Below are 23,233 nucleotides of genomic sequence, written 5' to 3' on the forward strand. Positions count from 1 at the left end.
GAAACTCCGCCCTTCAGATTTCTTTCTGCTTTAATATACCAGCCCGCTTCATATCTTCCTCTAAAAAACCCCGCGGGCAGCCTTTATTCGGAAAGCCCGCCACACTGCACCGCTCCTCATTGGCAAAACGGCTGTGCAGCGCCTGATATTTTCGTGTTTTATCCACATCAGCCGTCAGGCCAAACAAACGCTCCACTGCCCGGTTGAGTCCGGCTACCGGGCGGCGGCCGTGGGTCTTTGTGACACTGAGTCTGCCTGCCCTTTCAAAATAATCCTGAACCTGCTCGCCCGTATAACCTTCGCCGCTGAGCCCAAGGGCAATCCCTTCTTTCAGCAGCTCAGGATAACCGGCCCAGTCCACAGCAGTCATTCCCCAGAGGACAACCGCAAAACGACTGCTCGCATTCACAGCGACCAGTGTTTCCTTTCCCTGAAAAAATATGACATGTGCCTCCCAGCAGTAAAAAAGGTTTTCTGGCGGCCCATAGGGCGGACTGGATGTTTTTAAAAATTTCTGAAGCGGGATGGTAATACCTATCTGCATTTACGCACCTCATCATCTCCTTGAATCACCTTCAGCATAACCTGTACCGTAAAGTTGTTTTCATCATAATGGATTTCCATCATTCCCTTGTTTTTTTCCACAATCCTTTTTACCGAGGCGATGCCCATACCCTCGCCCTCGTGCTTTGTGGAATAATACTGCTTATCTCTGAAAATCACTGCCTTCTGGTAGGTGTTCCGAATGGCCAGCACCAGCTGTCTTCCCTCTACATCCGCCTTGATCTCAATCGTCCTGGGATTTTTTTCACGGGCGGCGCAGGCCTCCACAGCGTTCTCCACAAGATTTCCAAAGACAATACACAAATCCGTATCCGGGATATCGAGTGACTCCCGCACATGGGCTTTTACCGTCACCCCGATCCCTTCTGCTTTTGCCATAGTGTAGTAGTGCAGCAATATCGCATTGACCACCGGATTCTGGCAAAAGGAAATGTCCTCTCCAGCTAAATACTCCGGGGCAAGGGCCTTCATATAATTCCGCAGACCCTCCATATCCTTATTGTCCAGAAAGCTGTCAATGGACAGCAGATGATGCCGCCAGTCATGCCGGAGCCGAGCGTTGTTTTCTACATTTTCAATCACTCGCTGATACTGGTCCTTCTGCATCCTCAGCTGGGATGATATAAGCTTTGTCTGCTGCGCGGCCGTTATTCCCCTGTAGGTCTGAATCAGCATCAGGAGGGTCACCAGAAAGAAAGTGTAGGTGGTAACAGCCCATAGAACCGTAAATGTAATATCCACGCCATTGGTCGGCACATGGGCTTTCCAGTAATCTCCGACAATCTTTACAAAGAAGATCATATAAATCAGCGCCGGGATCACCCAGATATACTTCCAAAAACTGAAATTCCCCTCAAACTCAACCACCTGCTTATACAGGCGAACCATCAAAATCCAGAGCAGCGGAATACACACGATGAGCACACCGACCACCACAAGAGCATACACCAGCGAAAACGGCAGGTTCAGACTCAGGGAATTGACAATCACCTTGGCAATGGCGACAATATTGACATAAAGGTTTAAAACCATCAAAACAATGAATAAAATCTCAAAAAAACTGCCCTTTATGGCAATGCGGAAAATTGCCACCGCCGTGAGAATCCACAGCACGATCCCAAAGCTGCTGTACTCTACTAAAAACTTCCCGGATGTTAAAAACAAAACAATGACCACGACCGTAACGGCTGTCAGCAGAGCGGCTAAAGCCGCCGTCACAAAATTATTGTAACGAAACCGGCTTTTGAAGGGCGTAAACAGGCAGTAGGCGAAGACAATACAACAGACGACCACCCGGAGCGTCGTGCTTATAATATCAATGAGCATACGTTCCCTCTCTTTTCCAAAATCTGATTTTTATCGTCCTCTCATCTGCCTTCATTATAATACATTTTTTTCTTCTTTTGTAGCAGCATTTTTGTTTTGGGTGCATTTTCCGACGACATCCGCCAAAATCATCAGAGTTATCTCCCCTTATTTTAATTTCTCCCTAAATCTCCAGTAAAAACAGCCCGTTCGCCATATCATAGCTGTACCCGGCGGACAGCAGCGTATTCCGGGAGGCATGGTTGTCGGTCTCGGGCTGGACGATGATTCTTTTAGCGTCCTTTTCCTCTGCGATAAGCTTCCCCATCAGCCGCACAGCCGCGCCGGCATAACCTTTTTGCAGATTTTCCACCTCACCAATAAGATAATCAATGCTATAAGTGCCCTCTGCCGGAATATTTCCATGCCAGTCCTCTCCGCTTTTCCAATAAGGATAATACTGACAAAAGCCCATGGTCTCGCTGTTTTTACAGATGATATAGTGACGTATCCAGCTATACTCTCCTTCTCGCTCTCTCACCTCGTCAAGCCATGCCTGCGGATCAGTGAACCAGGGCTTTATATGCTCCGTATCCAGCCATTTAGCCAACAGCGGAATGTCCTCATCCGTAAATTTTTTTAGCCAAAGTGACGTTACTTTATCTTTCACTAAATCGTACTCCTTTTCTTCTTTCATCAAATTATATTTCTGATAATCTGTCTTTTCCTTATGTTAACATTATCCTGATCTGCTTTCAACTTCTCTTAATCCCGACGCACATATAAAAAACCGCCGGACACTGATGTGCCGGCGGTAAAAAACCTGGTTATTTTTTATTCAGTTCGTTCTGTGCTTTTTTTAAAGCGTCCAGCATCTCAACGATCTTTCCTTTTCGGCTCGGCGCGTTTAGAATACCGCTGGTGCCGCCGCTTCCATGGGCGCCTTCCATGACTACCCGGTAAACATCATCGCCGGTGCTGACTCCGGCAGCCTGAACGATCAGAATTGTATCGTCAATGGACTTCACCGCGTCATTTGTCGCCTTAATATAATCCTCGCTGCTCGTGCTGCCTGTCCCAATCAGGCTGGTCGGCTCACAGATCATCATATCTGGCTTCAACTGCGCGACAGCTTTGGATTCCTCTGGTGAATCAGCACACACAATGGTGACGATGTCGAGCGCATCGGCGCGCTTGATAATTTTGTCAAGCTGTGCGGTGGTTACAGGGTGCTCAGCATGATTTAAGACAACGGCCTGAGCGCCGGCAGCCTTAAGCCCTTCGGGTAAAATGTGACCCATCCCCCGGCCTGGCACAATGCCATCCATGTGCTGGGCGGTCACGACGATATGCTCTGTGGCGTCGGCGACTTTCTGAATATCCACATGCTGGGCGGTAAAAAGAATGTCCAGATCATATTCTTCAGAGAGCTGATCGCAGACCTTTGCCAGCTTCACAGATTCTTCTCCGTAAATATACGCCTTGGGATTAACGATTAAAAAGGGTGCGCGTATTTTTCTTTTCATTTTTATTCCCCCATCACCACAATTTTACACTGGCGTACCCGCGGGCGGGCACGGTCAAAATCCGCAAAATAGATATAGCCTGTTTTTCCAACGCCCAGCGCTCCGTCATCCACGTCGAACACCTCGCTTGCGCCGATCAAAGTGGCTTTAATGTGGGCGTCGCAGTTCCAGATGGCAGTCCGGTCACCGCCCGGGAGGTAGGACTCGATGTTTGGCCATTTTTCAACCGCTTCAAAATGCTTTTCACCGGGATAGCGGTACTGGTCCCAGCTTACCTGATTTGGAATAATTTTTTCCAGAACATCATTGAGATCAGCCTGAAGATACTCGTCCCCATCCTCGGTATAATCGTGCACAAACTCTTCAAAGAAAACCGCACAGGTGGTGTGGGGTGAGATCACGCTACAGGTGCCGTTTTTAATGCCGCTTTTAGCAATGGCCTCGCGGACCTGCGGGGTAATGTTAATATAGGTTGGGGTATTTCCATGGGATTCTACGCTAATTTGTTCTTTATATACAGTCATTTTATCCTCCAGATTGGTCTGTCAGTCGATTGGTTTAGTCTCAAAGACAGAATAGTAGTGCTCCAGGCAGTCCTGCATGCCCTTCTTTGACAATTCCTTCACATCAAGGTAGGTTTTCGGCGGGGCTTCTTCCAGTGCTTTCATGGCCGCAGCCAGCAGATCCGAAAAAATATTGATCTTGGAAATACCATTCACCGCACACTTTTTGAGGTTTTCATCTCCCGAGGAAGAGCCTCCGTGCAGCACCAGCGGTGTGTCGATGGCCGCGGCAATTTCTTTTAAGCGGTCAAAATTGATTTCCGGAATGCCCTTGTACATACCATGGGCTGTCCCGATGGAGATGGCCAGCGAATCCACGCCGGTTTCCTCAACAAAGCGTCTGGCTTCCTCCACAGTGGTGTACTGTGAATCGGACTCATCGTGATTTTCGTAATTCTCACCAGCGCCCACATGGCCGATCTCCGCCTCAACCACAGCGCTCCGCACGTGGGCATAGGCGATAATTTCCTTTGTTCTGCGGACATTTTCCTCAAAGGATTCCATGGATGCATCGATCATTACTGAGGTGAATCCAAGATCCACAGCCTTTTTAATGATCTCGGGATCGGTCCCATGATCCAGGTGCAGCGCAACCGGCACCTTTGCCGCTGCCGCATATTTTTTCCCCACAAGCGCTGCATCCTCAAGGGTGATGTTTTCCCCGATATGCGCCTCTGCCAGCGGCAGAATCAACGGAACATTCAGCTTTTCAGCTGTCTCCACATGCCAGCGCAGAGATTCCAGATCAATAAAATTCGGAGCTGGTATGGCGTATCCGCCTTCCCGCGCTTTTTCAAACATTTCTTTTGATGTGACTAACATTGCATCCTCCTGCTGTTATAAATTTTTCAGGTTTTGCACCCGCTCTGCCATCGCGTCATCCTGGAATACATAGCTGCCGGCAATCAGTACGTCGGCGCCAGCCTCAACCAGCCCCAGGCCGTTGCTGCCATTTACACCGCCGTCCACGCTTACCGGGACGCGGCTTCCTGTTTTCACCATGATTTCCTGAGCCTCTCGCAGCTTTTCATAGATGCTTGGGTTCAGCGGCTGCCCGCCATAGCCCGGCTCTGCGCTCATCATAATCAGCCAGTCAATATAGGGCAAAAGATAGGCAAGCCGCTCTGTGCCGTAGGTCGGCCCAATTCCGATACCCGCTTTTATTCCCCTTTTCCTTATCTCCTGGATCAGATGCAGCGGGTTGGCGCAGGCATCCAGCTGAAAGGTCACGATATCTGCTCCGCAGTCCGCGAAGATTGGAAAAAAAGTTTCCGGATGGCAGACCTCAAAATGCACGGATACAGGCAGTCCGCTGATCTTTTTTAAATCCCTGACCAGCTGGGGGCCGTAGGTCATGTTCTCCACATACACGCCGTCCATGATGTCGACGTGTATGTAGTCAATGCCGGCCGCCTCAGCCTTGATGATCTGTTCTCCAATCCTTGTCTGGTCACAGGCCAGGATTGAAGCTGATACTAATGCCATAGTATCCTCCTTTTTCTGTCAATTATCTTATTTGTGTGTGGTGACTGAGTGCATCCAGTCTTTGGCCAGTGCATAAAATTCCTTATATTTTTCATAATAGAACATATAAGCGTCATGGCGCTGCTGGTCTGGCTCTACGGTATAGTCAACCGTCGTCATGGACTCGGCGGCAGTCTGGATATCTGGATAAACGCCGCCGGCAACAGCGCCGAGAATCGCTGAGCCAAGGCATGGTCCTTCTGTTACCTTTGTAACAATAATCGGCACATTGCAGACATCCGCGTGGGTCTGGAGCCAGAACCGGCTCTTGACCGCGCCGCCGGAAACCACAATGCCGTCCGGTGAAAAGCCTGCCTGACGGAAGGAATCAATGATGGTTTCCGTACCGTAGCAAATGCTCTCAATGACCGCGCGGTACATATGCGCTGGTGTATGCCCCAGAGACAGTCCGTAAAACATACCGCGGACATCCGGATCAACATACGGTGTGCGGTTCCCCTGGAAGAAATCCAACGCGATAATACCATCCGCGCCAATGGGCAGAGCTTCCGCCTCACGGTTCAGAATATCATAAACGCTGCACCCTTCTTTGGCAGCCTGTACCTTCAGATTGCCGCAGAGCTGCTCTTTAAGCCAGTTGACAATGGAACCCGTCGATGTCTGTCCCCCTTCAACCATCTGCAGCCCCTTGACGATGGCGTCCGGATAGGAGCCCCAGACACCCTTGCTGTGGATGGCTTCCTTCACCTGGGCAATGTGCAGGTGCGACGAGCCTGTGATGAGTGTAAGCTTTCCAGGCTGAACCGCATTGAGGCCGATGACGCCGACGAAGGCATCTGCGCCGCCTTCTCCTACCGGAATGCCAGCCACCAGGCCAAGCTCCTCGGCTGCGGCTGCGGTCAGCCCGCCGACCAGATCACCCATTGCGAGAACACGCGGCGGCAGTTTTTCCACCAGATCCTCCAGTCCAATCGTGCTGTAAAAATCAACCGGATAGCCGCCCTCCTCCGAATTGTAATACCAACGGCTGGAAGCACAGTTGATACTGGCGGTATACTCGCCTGTTAAACGGTAGGTGAGCCAGTCTGTACATTCATAGAAGCGCGTAGCTTTGTGGTACAGCTCCGGCTCGTTTTCCTTCAGCCAGAGGGCTTTTGCCGGCAGGCACTCTGCCGAAACCATGCCGTATCCATTGTATTTCAGCGCATCATGACCGGTTTCGTACATACGCTTCGCCTGCTCTGAAGCACGGATATCCATCCACATAATCGCAGGCCTTAAGGGCACCATATCATCTCCAGACAGCAGCACCGTACAGCAGGTGGTGTCCACGCTCATCCCTTTGATACAGGATGGATCAATACCGCTCTCCTCGATGGCCTTGCGTGATGCCTTACAGATTGCTGCCCACCATTCGTCCGGGTTCTGCTCCGCACGCCCGGATGCCGGCGTATACAGCGGATAAGGCTCCTCACAGAATACAATCGGCGTCCCCTTTAAATCAAAGATACCTACACGCGCACCACCGGTGCCCATATCAATCCCTAATACGCAATCCAACTGTTTCATTGTATTACCCCCTTAAATTTTTGTACAATCAGGATTGTATTCTCCCCCATGAGATACATTCGTTCCTAATTGTAACTTTTGATACCAACATCATACAACAATAACATATGTGTGTCAATATTTTTTTGTTTTTTAAACCGAAACCTTTATATTTCTTGACTTTTTAACAATGCTTAACGTATAATCAAACTAGATTTAGTAACAAATGTGCCTCTGTTATGATAGAGCCCTAAGCCACTGAGAAAAGGAAGACAAAAATGAATAAAATCGAATCATCAGATTCCATGTTTAATAAAATGATCCTCATCGCAAATCTGTACTATAAAGAAAAATTGTCACAGCAGGAAATTGCAAAAAAACTGAATATTTCAAGGCCGTGGGTTTCAAAACTCCTCGCCCGCGCAGAGGAAAGCGGTATTGTAAAAATTGAAGTCATGACGCCCTTTACCGAAAACGCAGCCCTGGAAAGCGCGCTCATGCATAAGTATTACATCAAGCATGTCGGCGTCATCAAAAGCGAAAATACCACCAGAGACGACCTGGCTCTCGCCGCCGCCAACTATTTTATTTCAGAGCTGCGGCCAGAAGACGTTGTTGGCGTCGGCTGGGGCACCAGCGTCTCAAGGCTCATCTCCGCCACCGAATCCCTGTGTTTTCCAAAGGTAAAGGTTGTTCCTCTGGCCGGCAGCTTCGGCAATACCATGGACCTTTTTCCCAATCTGAGCAGCATCCGCCTGGCCAAGACCATCAACGGCGTCGCTGAAGTTATCCACGCTCCAGCTGTGTGCAGCTCTCAGGAGGAATACGAAGCCCTGATGAACAACGACCAGACGCAAAAGCTCCTGTACATGGGCGAACATGCCGACATCCTGCTTCTGGGCATGGGTACCTTTGAAATTTCCTCTCAGCCACAGTTTGGAATTTTTAAACCCGACGACATCACCGAGCTTAACGCCAAACAGGTCATGGGCGATATTGCCCTCCAATACCTCGATGTCAACGGGAACCCTATCGATACAGATTTTACCCGGAGGCTGATCCGGGCAAATATCTTCAAGGCCAGCGCCAACGCCCGGACCAGCATCGGCATTGCCGAAGGTGTTTATAAAAAGGATATTATCCACGCCGTGCTCTCATTAAAGCTGGTAAATGCGCTGTTTACCGATGAAGAAACTGCTCTGGCGCTGTTGGGGATATGAAAAAAGCAGGCGTTTCTCGAGGAAACGCCTGCTTTTTTTAAATTATTCTAAATCCAGGCCATCCACTGACCAGCGTATAGAATAATCATAATGCTCTGTCTTTTGTGATTTTCCGAAGTCGTTATTATAAAAAACTTCTATAGTATCAGGCGGCTCCTGTCCATCCTTTACCAGCAGAATAAAATAAAATGTCTGCTCCATATCTTTTTCCATTTTATTGACCAGATCACTTTCTTCCGTATTCGAGAATAAAAGCTTTCCTTTATACGCTATGTTACCACGCGTGCCACGCACAAGGATATTATCTGTATCAAGCGCCCTTGAGCCCTCATTTTCAGCCTTTCCAGTCACTACAAAGTACGTATATCCTTCCTGTTCCTCATAATAGTTATAATATCCATTCGGGTTCGCGGGCTTTACCTCCTTAAGCTTCTCAGCTTTATTCGCCGTAAAGGTAATTGCGTTCATCTGCAGTTTCATACCCGCCCCTGCGTTCGATTCATGATCCGCTGTCACCTTCATACCACAGCCTCCCACCAGCAAAAGCGCGAGCAAGAACAAACACAAACACAGTAGTTTTTTCATCGCTTTATTTCACCTCTAAATCAGCTTCAATGGCGCCTCCGTTATATAAGTGTTCCGTATCCTTTAAATCCGCAGCCTCTACCTTGATAACAATAGGATATGACCCTTTTTCCAGTTTCTTCACAGACTTAAAGCCTACCACAGCCGTGCCGGGTTTGATAAGTCCTGTCCTGTAAAGCTCCTCCCCGCTCTCCTTAAGTGTAATGATATATTTAAAGTAACACTCATTTCCATCAGGGTTTAAAAGCGCCGCATCCGCCGTTTGCGTTGCCTCGTTCATTTCCAGCACATCATATCCCGGCAGCAAAATCGAGTCAGGGTCCGTATTTTTCACCTGACCTGGTAATTGATACGCAATGGCGTTTTTATCCAAAGACGGCCCCCTGTTCCAGAACGCGAAGGTAATTCCCCCAATTAGCAGCACAAGCAAAAGCCCTATGACAAGAGCAAGCTTCAGGGGGTTCTTTTTTCGAATCCTTACAAGCCCCATCTTACCTGTTGGCGAAGCGGCCGCCATGTAGCCGAGAACTTTATCAAAAAAAGACAAACGCCCGCTATAAGGATACATCCGCATGGTTTTTGTGCAGCCCTCCTGCTGCGTGCATATCCGCTCAGAAGCCTCACTGCCACTTTTTCCTGTGACATCACCAAAAATGACACACTTCTTCTCCAGCCCTTTCTCCAGAAATGCTTTATGTGTCAGATAATCCCATCCGCCGCCGTCCTGCGATTTCAGCGTATTGGACATACCTTTCATTTTTTTATACTGATACTCCATAGACCTCTCCTTTTTCCTACTCTGCTACTTCTAAACGCGTGTCAATATTCCCGGCATTATATTCAATATTCAGATCCTTTAGGTCCCGTGTTCTAACAATGACCTCAATGGAATACTCCCCGGCACTCAGGGCACGGTTCAAATCAAACTCCATAACCGCCTTTCCCGGGGGGATCAGGCCAGAGCGGTACAACACCTCATCAGTATCCGCGAGCTTGATGCTATAGGTAAAGTAACATTCATTCCCATCTGGATTGATAAGCGCCTCCTTCACATGAGGATCTCCCGCTTGAGCCTTCAGCACATCCAGCCCCGGCAGCAGGATGGACTCACTGTCGGTATTCTTCACACCATCAATATGATAGGAAACCGCCGTCTTGTCCAATCCCGGCACTTCATCCTGTCTGGCGAACCAGATGCCCGCCACAAAGACCGTAATACAGACAAGCACCGCTAACACAATAAATAACAGTTTGTACCACGCCCTGCCGATGATGCGGACAAAGCCCTCTTCCCCAGCTTCATCTACCACCGGCACATATCCAACCACGGTTTTCAGCCAGGAGTGCCCTTTTTTATATGGACTCAGGCAAGCCCGGCTCCCTTCCGCCTCCAGCAGATCTCCCGCTGTCCGGCTGTCCCCTTGATCCAGATCAGAAAAAATCTTAAAACCCCCATTGGGGAACAGCGTCTGCAGCTCCTTCTCACTGATACAATGCCATACAGCGCCGCTTTTATCTTTGTACTCACGCCCTGCGGCAGAGCCGGAACACGCTTTATACCTGATAAGTCATTCCTCCCTTACCCTAACTTGAAAAGAGAGCCAGCCGTATGAAAGGACTGACTCCATCGTGTTCTATGAATGTTTAATTAGTGCTGTCATCTGTGAAAGTAAAGCTCACATTAGCATTGAATGCGCCCTCTGCCTTATCGGTACTCTTTAAGAATGCTGTCGCGGTACCTGAAGCTGTGCCTTGTGATAAATCCGCAATTTTCTTGTTCGAGGTGGTTAATTCAGTGCCACTAGCAGCCATACCCAGAGCCGCAGTTCCGCTTCCGCCAGTCATGTTGATACCAGTACTTTCGTTATACTGATCAATGGCTACAGAAACTTTCCTTGTTCCTGTATAAGAATCAGTAGCGGAAACTTTATCCAACAACTTAAAATCCAGTGATACACCATTTGGAATGGAATTGTTATAGTCGGATACCGTAACTGTTTTCGGATAGGAAACCAGCCAGTCAGCCTTATCCGTTGTTGCTGAATTAGCTTTGTACGTAACGTTGATTCCTCCGGTTGCGCTTTCTGCGGCGAAAACTGGTAACGCCACGGTGCTGAGCATTGCGGTTAAAGCGATAACACCCGCAATCTTTTTCATTGTACACTTCATTGTGCTTTCCTCCTTTTTATTTTAAATATAATCAACATCAGTGTGTCTCCTACTGATGCAACTACCAATAACGTGAGCAGGTTCGACAAACCGTTATTGCCTGTAGCAGGCGCGGCTACCCGGTTTCCATCTCCTTTTGAGACTTCCTGCGCCGGCGTTTTTTTCTCCGCCGTATAATGAATTACTATATTGCCCTGTTGTCCATCCTCTTTTGCGAAAACGGGGCTGCAAAAGCACGCCATAAACAATAAAAGCAAGAAAATATAAAATATTTTTTTCATTATTTTGCGCCTCCTTATGGCCCTGGGGAGATATAAAAGAGCGGCGTCTCCCCAGCCGCCAAACTGGAGCCTGCGTTGAAGGTTCCCTTGTAAACCTCATTTCCACTCTGTGATACCGTATTAAACCAAAGCTTCTTAGTCTGAACAGCGCCAGAAGCGCCTGACGGACCAAGCAGAGCCACATTCGCATACTTGTTTTCTGCCGTGTTGCTCAGCGAACTTCCATCCGCATTACATGGTGAAACCGCAACCGTCTTGCTGGCGTCATTCACAGACGTCAGGTTAAAGGATTTTAACACATCCACATTTACGGTTTTATCATTTCCATAAACCTGCTGATATGAAATCGTCACGCCTGAACCGGCATGTTTCTGAGCCGGATCGTTGAGATTTGTATTATTTTCTGTCAGGACAATATTCATCGGGATGGAAACAAAATATTCCGGCGTAATATCCTTCCATACTGCGGTTAAGCGGATACTTTTATTATTGGCGCCCGTACCAGAGGAAAAGTCATACACCGTTGGGGATTCTCCTTCTGAAAGCTTCAAATCCTGCTTCTGGGTCCATTGACCGTTGTCCTCAAGCTCCTCAACCGTCCAGTGGTCAAAGGCCTTTCCCGGCGGATACTGGGCCACGGTTGGGAATTTTATGGCTGCCTTATTGCTTCCGTCATAGGTCCGGTAGACATTTGTATCACTGATACCTTCAAACGGCGCTTTATTGTCGTTTAGGTAACTGACTGTCAGTCCCCGGTCATGCTTTACTGATGCCAGTTCCTCACCCTGAGTAGTGATTTCATGCTTAGCGGTCGATGTCTGTGTATTATGGTAGTATGTATAATGATCCGCTGTATTTTCAAGGGTTTCCGCGAAGTTAGTAAAGGTGATCTTGGAACCGGCAATAATATCCACGTCTTTCGTGTCAAAGGCTGTTGTATTATACTGTGTATCGGTGGCGTTCACATCCTGAAGATATTTGTTCACTTTGCCGGTTAACATTTCTCCCTCGCTGCTTGTTCCATCCTTATAAATCAGGTTGAATTTTACCTTAAGGTTTCCGGAATACATCAGCAAATTTAAGCGTTCCTGTTCTTCTGGGCTTAACGTCTTGTTGTTATTCCAGGAGTCCAGTAAAACGGCCGCATCCCGGCGGAAATAATCCGAGAGGCTGACGACATCGCCCGGCCTGAAATATACCGTATTATCAAGCGACTTAGCCAAAAGCAGTTTATAGTCCGAAGGTAATAATTCATTATCCGGCGCTGTGATCTCTCCAATAAACCCGACAAAGGTTTTGCCCTCCTCTTTTGAAGCCTTGTAATCCGGGTTGAATATGATTTTATCATTTTCCAGCAAGTCAAAGGTTGTTCCGTTACTTCCTGGCTCCACAATATTGTTGGTTACTGTTCCGTTATTTGTTATATCTACGGTAATCTTATCTGTCTTCACATCAATGGCCCGCAGATCATGGCGGTCTGTCAAACTGCTAACCGGCATAAACATTGTATATTGGAATGAACTGACATCTTTTCGATTCTGATTGGGATTAAACCACGAGTAACTTCCCAATGGAAGACTTGCATTATGATTGTCTCTCTTATTTTCAATTTCAATCGGTACATTTGTCATAATCGGCGTTGGATCTACTCCATAGCTTTCTATTCTTGGGTTTGTATACCCCCATTTTGGCGTAATTCCAAATTTTAAAAACGCGTCCGTATCACCTGCCCACGGCACCCTGCTGCCATCCGGCATATTTTTGTTAAACACCGCCAGCTTGTCTAAAAACACACTCCCAGGAGAAATGTTTTTTTTGCTGATTTTACCGTCTTCCCCACCATCGCCATTGTTTGCCGTTGTATCAGAGTCCACATAGTAAGAATCATACACTCCATTTACTGAATCAAGCGAAATATTTTCGAGATGACGGAAGTAATGTGGCCCCTGTACACTGCTCGATGATTGGGTTTTCAGGTAAAAGCTGTTTTTCATATTTTCGATCTTCACATGTACTTTATAACTGGGATATGAAGTTGTTGGATTAAATCCCGTCTTAAGAGGCTTAGTGGTAACTACAGATTCCTTAACGGTTATTGTGATTTTCGCCCCATTGGCCGCCGTATATGGTTCTGGTGTTATGGGTGGAAAGCCACTCGGATCATCTGGATCCACCTTCCAGCCCGGATCCCAAAGCTGAATCGTTTCGGTAATCGGAGCGCCAGTAGAATAATCTTCGCCATTTGGAAAATAGCAGAGATTCAACGTCGGCGCAGGCCACATAAAGTAAACCCCCTGCCCTGTCTTATAACGGCCGCTCACGTATTCAAAATCTAATGCCTGGTCACTGTTAAACGTACCAGTGGCTATATTTTTCGTGACACCTGCTTTTACGGCGACTGGCGTTGAATCACCTCCAAGAACCTTCATATCCAACTCAAATCCATCGGTGTTGTTATTGTATGCCCCATAGCGGGCGTCTCCTGCTGTATAATCTCCGGCTGCATCCGTTGCTGCCCATGTGGTTTTGCCTACATCGTCATATCTCTGTAAGCTGGAGCTTCCATCATAGAGGCCATAAGTCAGGCTGCCGGTGTCCTTATCTCCCACAACGGTCATGGTCACTGGCTGGTCCGGATAGTTGAAAGCGTAGGTGATGGTCCGCTTTTTGGGGTCACTGCTCACCTCTGGTTTCAGCGCCGGATCGTCAAAATTAAAGCTGATGCCAACCGCGTCTTGGCCTTCCGGCGCATTCTTTATGTAGTACCCCACAGGATAGGTTAGCTGTACTTTTACCGGTGCCGTTGAGTTAGCGTAAAAACTTCCATCCTTGTCCGTTTTTATACCGCTGAGAACTTCCACACTAAAGCCTTCGGTTTTTTTATCGTTCACAAGGGTCACAGCGTATTCGTTGGTGTTTAGGCTATACACAAAGGCCACCTGGGAACCTGACGGCGCCTCGTAAGCCACATCAAAATCCTGGGCCGGCGCCCCGTCTTTTGCTATCGCGTAATAAAATACTCCATCAATTTCATCGTAGTAGCTGATGGGATAGGTTTTCACCGTTGCTCCCTCTTTAATCTGAATTTCCGCGTGGTCAAACTTATAGGGACGCTGCTCCCATGTCTGATTCGGGATTCCCTTAATATCCCCTCCAGCAAAAGAATACATTCCCCTTGGATTTGTTTCCCCTTTAATATACATGGGAATATCAATTGAGGCTGCGGCCCTCCCCTGCATTGCCTTCAGATCCATGATCATTCTCTGCTTTTTCGGCGGCAGCAAATTCTCTACGCTTACTGAAATTTTCTCTTGCTTTTTTCCGGTTTCGGATGCATAATTCACTTTGAAATCATATATACCGTTTTGCGTTACATGATAGGAAACCTTATCTGGATTGAACGACTCCCCATTCGGGCCGATAATTTCTTTTACCTCCCCTGCGGAAGTGTCCTTCGACAACCGGCCTACGATGTCCGCCTCCATACCGTCTTCGCTCTTCTCTACATTAAATTCGTATCCGCTGCTCTGTGTACCCGCCGCTATAATCGATGTTGGTGAAATTACTGTAAATACTGCAAGAGACATCATTACAAACACGACACACAAAGAAATCATTTTATTGTTTTTTCGCTTATTTTGCAATATTCTCATCTTCCTCTCTAAAGAATCTCCCTTCTTCCTTCGGAGTATGCCGTAATTAATACAATAACTAAAAGAAGGCTTCTGGCATAAATCCAACAATAGCGGCAACCAGAGAACTAAAACGATAACGATAAATACTTATATTTACTCCAAATAATATTAAAAAGATGTTGAATTTTATATAAAATCAGCAAAATTTAAAATGCTATCTCTTTTATTTTCTCTTTTCCATCTCCACATCGGTCTTCATTTTATTCGGAGTGATCTTCAAATCCATTCAAAACAACATTGACGATTTCTTTCTGTTTTTCATCCAATTGGTCATAGTATTTTGCAACGAGATAAGCTGTTGGTGATAACTCTGTTGGGTTATTCGATAATAAGTAGTCCACGCTCACACCCAGGTAATTTGCCACTTTTCTTAGCTTATCTGCCCCGGGCTCTGCGGTTTTCCACCGGGAAATCGTACCATTGCCAAAATGCAGCTTTTTCTCCAACGCTTTTACCGAAATCCCTTTTTGAACAGACAGCTCGTTTATTTTTTTATAAATCAACAGAACATTTTTCCTCTCAATTTAATATTTTCGAAATAAATCTAAACATTCCCTTGACAGATTGCTGAAAATAATCTATTATAGATTCAACTAAACCACACAAATAATTAGAGTATTATCTAAAAATAGCTCTTAATCAAAAAGATTATTTGATTTACTTCAGCTTTATTTTCATTATATTCGATTTAACTCTAATTGTCAATATATTCTTTTTGATTTTTTTCATATTTTTAGATTTAATTCAAAAAGGAGATTGAAATTGTGAATGTATTAGAAAGAATCCAAAAACTCAGTAAAGAAAATGGTATAAGCGTTGGCTTTTTAGAAGAAAATTTGGGGATTGGACGCGGAACCATTTATAAATGGAACAAAAGCGCACCCAACACAGAAAATTTGGTTAAAGTTGCCGATTATTTTAACGTTTCTATTGATTATTTGTTAGGCAGAGATCATTCATCAAACGAAAAAGACATCGCAAAAATAATGGATAAAATGAAAAAGCAACTCATGAACGAAACAGACTTGCTGTTTGATGGCGAAGCTATGAATCCAGCGACAATAGAACTGCTGCTCCAGGAAATAGAACAGCAGGAAAGAATTATAAAGGCTTTAAATAAAAATTACATCCCTAAAAAATATAGGTAGTGGTAATGTGCCGCCAAAAAGAAGCTGTCGAGGGGCTTATAAAAAACACAAAAAGCGTTCAGAAGCATGAACTCTGTTTTCATGGATACAATCTTTTTCAGTTCATCAATATACGGACGTCAAGCTGATCGCGTTTCAGCCTATCTGGCTTTCTCGAATTGGGACAGGCGTGATTTACATGGACTATCCATTTGAATGAATCTGCGGCTGGTTATCGGTGAATAAAAACCTTTTCCTATTAGGGTAAGGCGTGTTTATGCGCAGTGCTTGGGAATTAATATTAAAAGCGCCTATGTTTAATAAATTTGGAGAAAAAAGGATTTACTAAGCTGCGGGCCTGAGTCCTCCCTTTTGTCCACCCGTTAAATTTGGGTGGATAAACAGTGGGCTCAGGCCCATTTTTTATTAATATATACAGCTAAAAACACTATTTACCTGGAAAGTTTAACCACTGTCTCTACATGCCCCCCATGCGGAAACATATCCACACAACAGACCTTCTCCACCGCATACCCCGCTTCCTTAAAAAAAGGCAGGTCCCTCGCCAGGGAGGTGGCTTTGCAGGACACATAGATAAAGGTATCGGGTTTGAAGTCGATAATTTTAAAAATCGCTTTTGGGTGGATACCGTCTCTCGGGGGGTCGAGGATGATGATATCAGGATTGTCGGGCAGCTCGGCTACCTTTTCCATGACGTCGCCGGCGATAAACGCGCAGTTGTGCAGGCCGTTGGCTTCGGCGTTGATCCTGGCGGCTTCGACGGCTTCCTCGATGAGCTCGATACCGATGACTTTTTTCGCCACCGGGGCCAGGATCTGGGCGATGGTGCCGGTGCCGCAGTACAGGTCAAAGATGGTCTTATCCTGGCGGTCTCCAACGTAATCGCGGACAACGGAGTACAGCTTTTCTGCGCCCAGTGTATTGGTCTGGAAAAAAGAGAAGGTCGAGATTTCAAATTCCAGGCCGAGGATTTTATCGTGGATACAGTCCTCGCCGTACAGGATATGCAGGTCATCTTTTTTCACCACATCGGCCACTCCATCGTTGATGGTGTGGAGGATACCCTTAATTTCGCCGGACAACTCAAGCTTCAGGAACAGTTCGGTAAAATCCTCGCTGTCCAGTTCTGCCTGGGAGGTGGTGACCAGATTGACGAGGATTTCTCCGGTCTGCTTGCCTTTCCGGATAACCAGATGGCGCAGGAAACCCTCGTGGCTGCGTTTGTGAAAATAGGTCACGCTCTTTCCTTCAAAATAACGGAGGACAGCTCTCTGGATAATGTTAAAATCCTCATCGGTCAGGCGGCAGCAGTCGGTTTTGACAATGTTGTAAAAGCTGCCGCGCTCGTGCATGCCCAAAAGCAAGGGGCCGTCCTTCACGTCGTCGCCAAAGGAGTATTCCATTTTATTACGGTACTCAAACACCTCCGGGCTGGGGATAATCCCTCCAAACTCGAAGCCGTCGGTTCCAGCTTTACCCAGCAGGTTTAAAACGTAATCGGCCTTTAGCTCAAGCTGTTTTTCGTAGGGCAGGCTCTGGTAGGTACAGCCGCCGCATTTGCCAAAGGCCGGGCATTCTGCTGGAATTTCCAAGGGGGAGACCTCCAGAATTTCCAGGGGCTGCCCTACGATTTTTTTACTGCGTTTTTTGGTAATTCGGGTTTTGATGAGCTGTCCAGGAATACCGTTTTTAATCACAACCTTTTTTGCGCCGCTCTCTTCCTCCACCATTCCCCAGGATTTCCCCGGAAATTCAATGCCTTCTATTCTAATATCGATAATATCGCCTTTTTTCATTGGTTCCTCTTTCTCGTGTTTAAATATATTGATAATTTATTGTATCATCTTTGGGTAAAAAAAGAAACGCCGCGGCTGTATTAAGACAGACAAAACAGAGGATATGGTGTTAAGATAAAAAAAACGGAGAATACCAATGTATCCTCCGGGTTTTTTATTCGTATAACTCTTTTTTCATAATCAGCAGCTTACGGATGCCGGCTATGCGCAGCAGCAGGTTGTCCTGTATTTCTGTGGTCTTAAAGCCCAGATGGTGGTACAGGCGTATGGCATTTCCATTGTCGCCGATCACATCCAGGCTCAGGCTGGCAATTCCGGCATTTTCAGCCACATAATTGATCATTTTTGTGGCAATGCCCTGTCCTCTGCAGGCCGGGTCGGTGGCCAGAAAATCAATGTAGCCCTCGTCGTCCCTTTTCACAGCGGGCTTTCCAATGATAAACATAAGCTGTGTCTTGATGACTCGGCTTTTTACAGACCCAAACACCCGGGACACCCCGCTTCTTTCCATATCAAAGGCACGGCGTTTATTGTCGGAGTAAGCCAGCAGGCCCACAACCTTTTCGCCTTCAAGACAGACATAGGCCATATCATTTCGCAGCGCTGGCTCAAAAAGCTGAAACAGCACATCCTTATCGGCTGAAATGGACTTGATCATATCGTAAAAGCCCTCGACGAACAGACGGACAGCCTGCTGCCGGAAGCCGGACTCCAGTGTGTTGAGTTTAGTAATTTTATAATCCTTCTTCATAATTTCCTCCCGGTGTTAATACAATGATTATACCCCTCTTCGCTTAAAGAAAAATCAGACCGATTAAAAAAAGACCTGCTTTCGCAGATCCCTTTCTTTTTATAACGAATTGCCATCCTCAATACTGATTTCATTAAATTTATCGGTCAGGTCTCTGACTATCAGGGCGTCCTTCATATCGTCGGATTTATCAATCACGATGTTACCGCGGTGCATCATGACCAGCCGGTCGCCGTAGTTGATGGCAAACTTGAGGTTATGCGTCACCATAAGGGTGGTCAGATGTTTTTCGCGCACCAGCTTTTCGGTGAGCTCCATGACGTTCTCGCTGGACTTTGGATCAAGGGCGGCAGTGTGCTCGTCCAGAATCAGCAGGTCAATGGGCGTCATGGTGGAGATGAGCAGCGCCAGCGCCTGACGCTGACCGCCGGACAGGCTGCCGACCTGCAGATCAATTTTATCCTCCAGCCCCAGCTTTAAAAGCTCCAGCTGGCTTTTATAAAAATCAATGCGCTTTTTATTAACGCCAATGCCCAGTCCATAGGGCTTGCCCTTCCGGTCTGCCAGCGCCATATTTTCAAGGATAGTCATGCTGGGGCAGGTACCAAGGGACGGGTCCTGAAACACACGGCCGATAAAGGCGGAGTGCTGGTATTCCTTAAGCCCGGTAATATCCTTGCCGCCGACATAAATCTTTCCCTGATCCACAGGCAGGCTGCCGCAGAGCAGGTTTAAAATGGTCGTTTTTCCAGAGCCGTTGCTCCCGATGACGGAGACAAAGCGGCCTTTTTTAATGTTCAGATTAAAATCCTCAAACAATACCACTTCGTTGACAGAATCCGGATTGAAGGTTTTGTAAATATGTTCCATACGGACAAGAGGTTCATTATTCTGCATGGTTTTTCTTTCTCCTTTCCGGGAAAAGCTTGCCGCCTACCAGAGCGATGGTAAAGATGATGGCCATGAGCAGCTTGAGGTAGTTGGTCGGCAGACCGATCTGCATGGCAATGGCCAGGCAAGCCTTGTAGATGATGGCTCCGAAGATCACTGCAAGGGTCGGTTTTACAAAGGATATCCGCTTGAACAGGTTCATCCCAATGATGACTGATGCCAGCGCCATAACGACCATCCCTGTCCCCACAGCCACATTGGCGGATTCGGTCTGCTGTGCCAGAATACAGCCGGACAGGGCAGTGCAGCCGTTACCGATGGCCAGACCGATGATTTTCATCTTTCCGGGATCGCGTCCCTGTGAGACAACATACTGAGGGTTATCCCCGGACGCCCGGAGCAGCATTCCGGACTGGGTTTTTAAATACAGATCAATGAGCAGCTTGACCACAATACAGATCACTGCCACCATGATGACAAGACCGTAGCCTGAGGGCAGAACGGCTGCCAGCCCGGTGTTGAAAATGGTCGGCATATTGTAAAAGGGCAGCACTGCGCTGCCGCCGGTCAGGGCCAGGTTGATACTGTAAAGCCCCGTCATCACAAGAATCCCGGAGAGCAGGTCAGTGATGCCGAGCTTCACATGAAGAAAACCCGTAATACAGCCAGCCGCCGCTCCCACAACAAAGGCCGCGACACACGCGAGCCACGGATTGACCCCGGCGGTAATCAGCATGGCGGTGAGACACATCCCCATCGGGAAGGTTCCGTCGACTGAAAGGTCGGGAAAATCCAGAACTGAATAGGTAATGTACACCCCGACGGCCATAATCCCGTAGATAAAGCCTTCCTCGAGGACATTGATTACCAAGCCACCTATAATATCCATTTAATATAGTCCTTTCGTTGATTAAATAAAACGTACAAAACAGAGGCTGCCGCCAGGGCGCCTCTGCCTGATTTTATCTGTAAACCTGATTTTATTCTTCCTTATTTGGAAACAGCGGTCGCTGTGCTTAAATCCTGTGGCAGTGTTAAGCCGAGGGTTTCCAGCACTTCTTTGTTATAAACCGGTGAGCTTTCAGTCACTTCCTGAACTGCCATATCAGAAGCTTTTTCTTCACCCTTTAAGATTTTAGCGGCCATTTCCCCGGTCTGTTTTCCAAGAGCGACATAGTCGATGCTCTGAGAAGCCAGACAGCCGTTTTTAACCTGTTCTTCCTCTGAGCCAAAAACCGGGATTTTCGCGTCGTTAGCCGCTTTTAACACAGTGCTCAGATTATCGACAACATTGTTATCGGTAAAGTTGTTAATACAGTTGACACCCTTTGATACCAGTGTCTGTGCAGCCGCAGCAACCTCTGAAGCGTTGGTCACGCCCACAGCCTCTACCTCAAAACCGTAGTTCGGGGCAATCTGTTTGAATTTTTCCAAATGCGATACGGAGTTCGGCTCGCTGGTGGTGTACAGGATACCGATTTTCTTGGCGTCTGGCAGGAAAGAGCGGATCATTTTAATCTGGGCTTCCAGAGGCAGTACATCGGCTGTACCAGTGCAGTTGTCGCCTGGTTTTTCCATGGACTGGACGATCTTGGCAGATACCGGATCCGATACTGCGGTAAAGACCACTGGAATATCGCCGCCCTTTGTTGCAGCATAGGCAGACATTGCTGCTGGTGTGGCGATACCGGCGATCAGGTTATACTTTTTAGACACCATATTCTTCGCGGCCATGTCGGCATTGGCGACGTCACCCTGAGCATTCTGGAACTCGATGGTGAGGTTCTCGCCTTCCTTAAAGCCGCCTGCTTCCAGGCCCTGCTTAAAGCCCTCATAGCAATTATCAAGGGACGGGTGTGTGGCGTACTGGATGACCCCAACGGTGACCTTGCCGTCGTCTGACGCGCTGCCGCCGTTACTGCTGCATCCTGCTGTAAAGCCTGCTACCATCGCAATACTTACCACACCAACCATTACTTTTTTAAATAATTTATTCATTTCATTTTCCTCTTTCTGTTTTAATTCTCTTTTTTCCGTTTTTTATCTTTACCGTATTTTATATTGATTTTCCACCAGCCAACCATATGGCATCAACTCCTTACTCACTGCCAAATTCCCATGGAATTTGGACAAAACATCAAAAAAAGCCTGCCCCTTACACAAGGGACAAGCTCCATAAGCCTGCGGTACCACCCAAATTGACGATAAATCGCCCACTTAAGTCCGTATACTAACATACACGCTCCCTTTATAACGGGTGGAGATCCCGTCAGAGATACTCGGACCACTGTCCTTTTGCTCTGCCCTCATAAGCCCATTCAACGGACCGCACCTCACCGCTTTTCCACCGTCCGCGGCTCTCTATCCAGATGACATGCCTGTTTACTTACTCTTAATCACAGGTTTATTTTTTATTATGTTTCGTATTATAAGCTTGCCTGCGTCTTTTGTCAAGCTTTAAATTTTTTACCCTCCCGGAACAATAATAAACATCCCAGCTCAAAGGCTTGCGCTTCACTTCACTTGCCTCTATAATAAAAACAGAAAGGCAGAAGTTAAAATGATTATTCGAAATGCATGGGTCTACACGCCAGACCACCGCTTTTTAAAAAAAGACCTTATTTTTGACGGACTCTGTATCGGCAGCCGGACTGCTGATCCGGCTGAAATGGACGCCTCCGGCCTCTACGCCATTCCCGGGCTCACCGATATCCACCTCCACGGCTGTATGGGGCATGATTTCTGTGACGCCGCGGCGGATACCCTTAAGTCCATAGTGGCTTATCAGGCCCACAGCGGCGTGACAGGCTTTGTCCCTGCCTCCATGACCTTTTCTGAGAAAAGGCTGTCCGGCATTTTCGAAAACGCCGCCCGCCGGACGCAGGAAACTGGCGCCATGCTTTTGGGCGTCAATCTGGAAGGGCCTTTTCTCGCCGAAAAAAAGAAAGGCGCACAAAACGCCTGTTATCTTATGCCGCCAGATATCCCGATGTTCCGCCGGCTGAACGCCATTTCAGGCGGCCGTATCAAGCTGGTCACCCTGGCGCCTGAACTTCCCGGCGCTTCTGAGTTTATCACTGCCCTGAAAGATGAAACCATCATCTCACTCGGCCACACCGAGGCCGGTTTCGAGACAGCCTCCAAAGCCTTTGAGCTGGGCGCTTCCCATGTAACACATCTGTTTAACGCCATGCAGCTCTTTAACCACCGGGAGCCAGGCCTCGTCGGCGCGGCCTTTGACCATCCCGGCGTTACGGTTGAACTCATCTGCGATGGTGTTCACGTCGCTCCGGCTATGGTCCGGGCAGCTTTCAGGCTTTTCTCCGCCGAACGCATTGTTCTCATCAGCGACAGCATGCGGGCCACAGGACTAGGCGACGGCGACTATACTCTCGGCGGACAGGCTGTACATGTCCGCGGAAACCGGGCAACCCTTGCGGACGGCACTTTGGCGGGCTCAGTCATCAATCTCATGGACTGTCTGAGAAACGCCGTGGCCTTTGGTATTCCTCTGGCAGAAGCGGTCCAGGCGGCGGCTGTCAATCCGGCGCACGTCATCGGTGAGTCCGACCGTCTGGGCAGCCTGGAGCCTGGCAAGCTCGCCAATGTGGTGTTGCTTGATAAAAGCCTGAATGTTGTGAAGGTTTTTGTTAAGGGAAAATCCATGGTATGAAAAAGCCCCGGTCAAGACTGTCCTTGGCAGCCT

General features: G+C 47.6%; 23 protein-coding genes. 3 read left to right on the plus strand and 20 right to left on the minus strand.

The window, feature by feature from the left end; genetic code table 11:
* Positions 1–13: 13 nt before the first annotated feature.
* From B2M23_RS02765 to B2M23_RS02800, 8 genes are all read right to left on the minus strand, one after another.
* On the minus strand, positions 14–544 hold the full coding sequence (locus B2M23_RS02765; RefSeq protein WP_038353249.1) for a DUF6933 domain-containing protein: 531 nt from the start codon (positions 542–544) through the stop codon (positions 14–16).
* Positions 535–1,890 carry a sensor histidine kinase gene (locus B2M23_RS02770; RefSeq protein ID WP_038353250.1) on the minus strand — a complete coding sequence of 452 codons (1,356 nt, stop codon included), beginning with the start codon at positions 1,888–1,890 and terminating at the stop codon, positions 535–537. The genes B2M23_RS02765 and B2M23_RS02770 overlap by 10 nt, the downstream gene beginning before the upstream one ends.
* A 163-nt stretch (positions 1,891–2,053) precedes the next feature.
* Positions 2,054–2,539, minus strand: coding sequence for a GNAT family N-acetyltransferase (locus B2M23_RS02775; protein WP_038353476.1), 486 nt, complete (start codon positions 2,537–2,539; stop codon positions 2,054–2,056).
* A 157-nt stretch (positions 2,540–2,696) separates the two neighbouring features.
* Positions 2,697–3,395, minus strand: a complete 699-nt coding sequence (locus tag B2M23_RS02780) for a triose-phosphate isomerase (protein WP_038353251.1) — start codon at positions 3,393–3,395, stop codon at positions 2,697–2,699.
* Positions 3,396–3,397: 2 nt separating this feature from the next.
* Positions 3,398–3,919 (minus strand): YjbQ family protein, encoded by a 522-nt coding sequence (locus B2M23_RS02785; RefSeq protein ID WP_038353252.1) that lies wholly within the window; start codon positions 3,917–3,919, stop codon positions 3,398–3,400.
* Positions 3,920–3,940: 21 nt separating this feature from the next.
* Positions 3,941–4,780: a class II fructose-bisphosphate aldolase gene (locus tag B2M23_RS02790; RefSeq protein ID WP_038353253.1), complete on the minus strand. Its 840-nt coding sequence runs from the start codon at positions 4,778–4,780 to the stop codon at positions 3,941–3,943.
* 15 nt (positions 4,781–4,795) lie between these two features.
* Positions 4,796–5,443 carry a ribulose-phosphate 3-epimerase gene (locus tag B2M23_RS02795; RefSeq protein ID WP_038353254.1) on the minus strand — a complete coding sequence of 216 codons (648 nt, stop codon included), beginning with the start codon at positions 5,441–5,443 and terminating at the stop codon, positions 4,796–4,798.
* Between the two features lie 27 nt (positions 5,444–5,470).
* The gene (locus tag B2M23_RS02800) at positions 5,471–7,012 is read right to left on the minus strand and encodes an FGGY-family carbohydrate kinase (protein WP_038353255.1); all 1,542 of its coding nucleotides are present in this window, start codon (positions 7,010–7,012) and stop codon (positions 5,471–5,473) included.
* Positions 7,013–7,269: 257 nt separating this feature from the next.
* Between B2M23_RS02800 and B2M23_RS02805 the strand changes: the two genes are divergently transcribed.
* A complete protein-coding gene (locus tag B2M23_RS02805; protein ID WP_038353256.1) occupies positions 7,270–8,211 on the plus strand; it encodes a sugar-binding transcriptional regulator in 942 nt (313 codons plus the stop codon).
* Positions 8,212–8,253: 42 nt separating this feature from the next.
* On the opposite strand, the gene B2M23_RS02810 is transcribed toward B2M23_RS02805, so the two are convergent.
* The 7 genes from B2M23_RS02810 to B2M23_RS02840 all read right to left on the minus strand — a co-directional run bounded on the left by B2M23_RS02810 (position 8,254) and on the right by B2M23_RS02840 (position 15,444).
* A complete protein-coding gene (locus B2M23_RS02810; RefSeq protein WP_038353257.1) occupies positions 8,254–8,733 on the minus strand; it encodes a hypothetical protein in 480 nt (159 codons plus the stop codon).
* A gap of 67 nt (positions 8,734–8,800) precedes the next feature.
* Complete coding sequence (locus B2M23_RS02815) at positions 8,801–9,574, minus strand: hypothetical protein (RefSeq protein WP_052237364.1); 774 nt, start codon at positions 9,572–9,574, stop codon at positions 8,801–8,803.
* A 16-nt stretch (positions 9,575–9,590) separates the two neighbouring features.
* Positions 9,591–10,106 (minus strand): hypothetical protein, encoded by a 516-nt coding sequence (locus B2M23_RS02820; protein WP_146209120.1) that lies wholly within the window; start codon positions 10,104–10,106, stop codon positions 9,591–9,593.
* A gap of 334 nt (positions 10,107–10,440) precedes the next feature.
* Positions 10,441–10,965 carry a hypothetical protein gene (locus B2M23_RS02825; RefSeq protein ID WP_038353259.1) on the minus strand — a complete coding sequence of 175 codons (525 nt, stop codon included), beginning with the start codon at positions 10,963–10,965 and terminating at the stop codon, positions 10,441–10,443.
* Positions 10,962–11,246, minus strand: a complete 285-nt coding sequence (locus B2M23_RS02830) for a hypothetical protein (RefSeq protein ID WP_038353260.1) — start codon at positions 11,244–11,246, stop codon at positions 10,962–10,964. Before B2M23_RS02830 ends, B2M23_RS02825 begins: the two co-directional genes overlap by 4 nt.
* 14 nt (positions 11,247–11,260) lie before the next feature.
* On the minus strand, positions 11,261–14,890 hold the full coding sequence (locus tag B2M23_RS02835; protein ID WP_038353261.1) for a hypothetical protein: 3,630 nt from the start codon (positions 14,888–14,890) through the stop codon (positions 11,261–11,263).
* A gap of 251 nt (positions 14,891–15,141) precedes the next feature.
* Positions 15,142–15,444, minus strand: coding sequence for a helix-turn-helix domain-containing protein (locus B2M23_RS02840; protein WP_052237365.1), 303 nt, complete (start codon positions 15,442–15,444; stop codon positions 15,142–15,144).
* 261 nt (positions 15,445–15,705) lie between these two features.
* Between B2M23_RS02840 and B2M23_RS02845 the strand changes: the two genes are divergently transcribed.
* Positions 15,706–16,089: a helix-turn-helix domain-containing protein gene (locus tag B2M23_RS02845; protein WP_038353262.1), complete on the plus strand. Its 384-nt coding sequence runs from the start codon at positions 15,706–15,708 to the stop codon at positions 16,087–16,089.
* A gap of 431 nt (positions 16,090–16,520) precedes the next feature.
* On the opposite strand, the gene rlmD is transcribed toward B2M23_RS02845, so the two are convergent.
* The 5 genes from rlmD to B2M23_RS02870 all read right to left on the minus strand — a co-directional run bounded on the left by rlmD (position 16,521) and on the right by B2M23_RS02870 (position 21,525).
* Positions 16,521–17,885, minus strand: coding sequence for a 23S rRNA (uracil(1939)-C(5))-methyltransferase RlmD (rlmD, locus tag B2M23_RS02850; protein ID WP_038353263.1), 1,365 nt, complete (start codon positions 17,883–17,885; stop codon positions 16,521–16,523).
* 154 nt (positions 17,886–18,039) lie between these two features.
* On the minus strand, positions 18,040–18,636 hold the full coding sequence (locus B2M23_RS02855) for a GNAT family N-acetyltransferase (protein WP_038353264.1): 597 nt from the start codon (positions 18,634–18,636) through the stop codon (positions 18,040–18,042).
* A 99-nt stretch (positions 18,637–18,735) separates the two neighbouring features.
* On the minus strand, positions 18,736–19,533 hold the full coding sequence (locus B2M23_RS02860) for an ABC transporter ATP-binding protein (protein ID WP_038353265.1): 798 nt from the start codon (positions 19,531–19,533) through the stop codon (positions 18,736–18,738).
* On the minus strand, positions 19,523–20,416 hold the full coding sequence (locus B2M23_RS02865; RefSeq protein WP_038353266.1) for an ABC transporter permease: 894 nt from the start codon (positions 20,414–20,416) through the stop codon (positions 19,523–19,525). The genes B2M23_RS02860 and B2M23_RS02865 overlap by 11 nt, the downstream gene beginning before the upstream one ends.
* 101 nt (positions 20,417–20,517) lie before the next feature.
* Entirely contained in the window at positions 20,518–21,525 is a 1,008-nt protein-coding gene (locus tag B2M23_RS02870) for an ABC transporter substrate-binding protein (protein ID WP_038353267.1), read from the minus strand.
* A 562-nt stretch (positions 21,526–22,087) separates the two neighbouring features.
* Between B2M23_RS02870 and nagA the strand changes: the two genes are divergently transcribed.
* Positions 22,088–23,200: an N-acetylglucosamine-6-phosphate deacetylase gene (nagA, locus tag B2M23_RS02875; RefSeq protein WP_038353268.1), complete on the plus strand. Its 1,113-nt coding sequence runs from the start codon at positions 22,088–22,090 to the stop codon at positions 23,198–23,200.
* Positions 23,201–23,233: the final 33 nt, after the last annotated feature.

Origin of the sequence: Eubacterium limosum (genome assembly GCF_000807675.2) — a bacterium.
Classification (GTDB): Bacteria; Bacillota; Clostridia; order Eubacteriales; family Eubacteriaceae; genus Eubacterium; species Eubacterium limosum.

Coding starts and splice junctions, on each gene's coding strand:
- B2M23_RS02765 (WP_038353249.1), bottom strand. CDS start 544: ATGCAGATAGGTATTACCATCCCGCTTCAGAAATTTTTAAAAACATCC.
- B2M23_RS02795 (WP_038353254.1), bottom strand. CDS start 5,443: ATGGCATTAGTATCAGCTTCAATCCTGGCCTGTGACCAGACAAGGATT.
- B2M23_RS02830 (WP_038353260.1), bottom strand. CDS start 11,246: ATGAAAAAAATATTTTATATTTTCTTGCTTTTATTGTTTATGGCGTGC.
- B2M23_RS02825 (WP_038353259.1), bottom strand. CDS start 10,965: ATGAAGTGTACAATGAAAAAGATTGCGGGTGTTATCGCTTTAACCGCA.
- B2M23_RS02785 (WP_038353252.1), bottom strand. CDS start 3,919: ATGACTGTATATAAAGAACAAATTAGCGTAGAATCCCATGGAAATACC.
- B2M23_RS02870 (WP_038353267.1), bottom strand. CDS start 21,525: ATGAATAAATTATTTAAAAAAGTAATGGTTGGTGTGGTAAGTATTGCG.
- B2M23_RS02810 (WP_038353257.1), bottom strand. CDS start 8,733: ATGAAGGTGACAGCGGATCATGAATCGAACGCAGGGGCGGGTATGAAA.
- rlmD (WP_038353263.1), bottom strand. CDS start 17,885: ATGAAAAAAGGCGATATTATCGATATTAGAATAGAAGGCATTGAATTT.
- B2M23_RS02865 (WP_038353266.1), bottom strand. CDS start 20,416: ATGGATATTATAGGTGGCTTGGTAATCAATGTCCTCGAGGAAGGCTTT.
- B2M23_RS02800 (WP_038353255.1), bottom strand. CDS start 7,012: ATGAAACAGTTGGATTGCGTATTAGGGATTGATATGGGCACCGGTGGT.
- B2M23_RS02780 (WP_038353251.1), bottom strand. CDS start 3,395: ATGAAAAGAAAAATACGCGCACCCTTTTTAATCGTTAATCCCAAGGCG.
- B2M23_RS02790 (WP_038353253.1), bottom strand. CDS start 4,780: ATGTTAGTCACATCAAAAGAAATGTTTGAAAAAGCGCGGGAAGGCGGA.
- B2M23_RS02770 (WP_038353250.1), bottom strand. CDS start 1,890: ATGCTCATTGATATTATAAGCACGACGCTCCGGGTGGTCGTCTGTTGT.
- B2M23_RS02860 (WP_038353265.1), bottom strand. CDS start 19,533: ATGCAGAATAATGAACCTCTTGTCCGTATGGAACATATTTACAAAACC.
- B2M23_RS02805 (WP_038353256.1), top strand. CDS start 7,270: ATGAATAAAATCGAATCATCAGATTCCATGTTTAATAAAATGATCCTC.
- B2M23_RS02815 (WP_052237364.1), bottom strand. CDS start 9,574: ATGGAGTATCAGTATAAAAAAATGAAAGGTATGTCCAATACGCTGAAA.
- B2M23_RS02855 (WP_038353264.1), bottom strand. CDS start 18,636: ATGAAGAAGGATTATAAAATTACTAAACTCAACACACTGGAGTCCGGC.
- nagA (WP_038353268.1), top strand. CDS start 22,088: ATGATTATTCGAAATGCATGGGTCTACACGCCAGACCACCGCTTTTTA.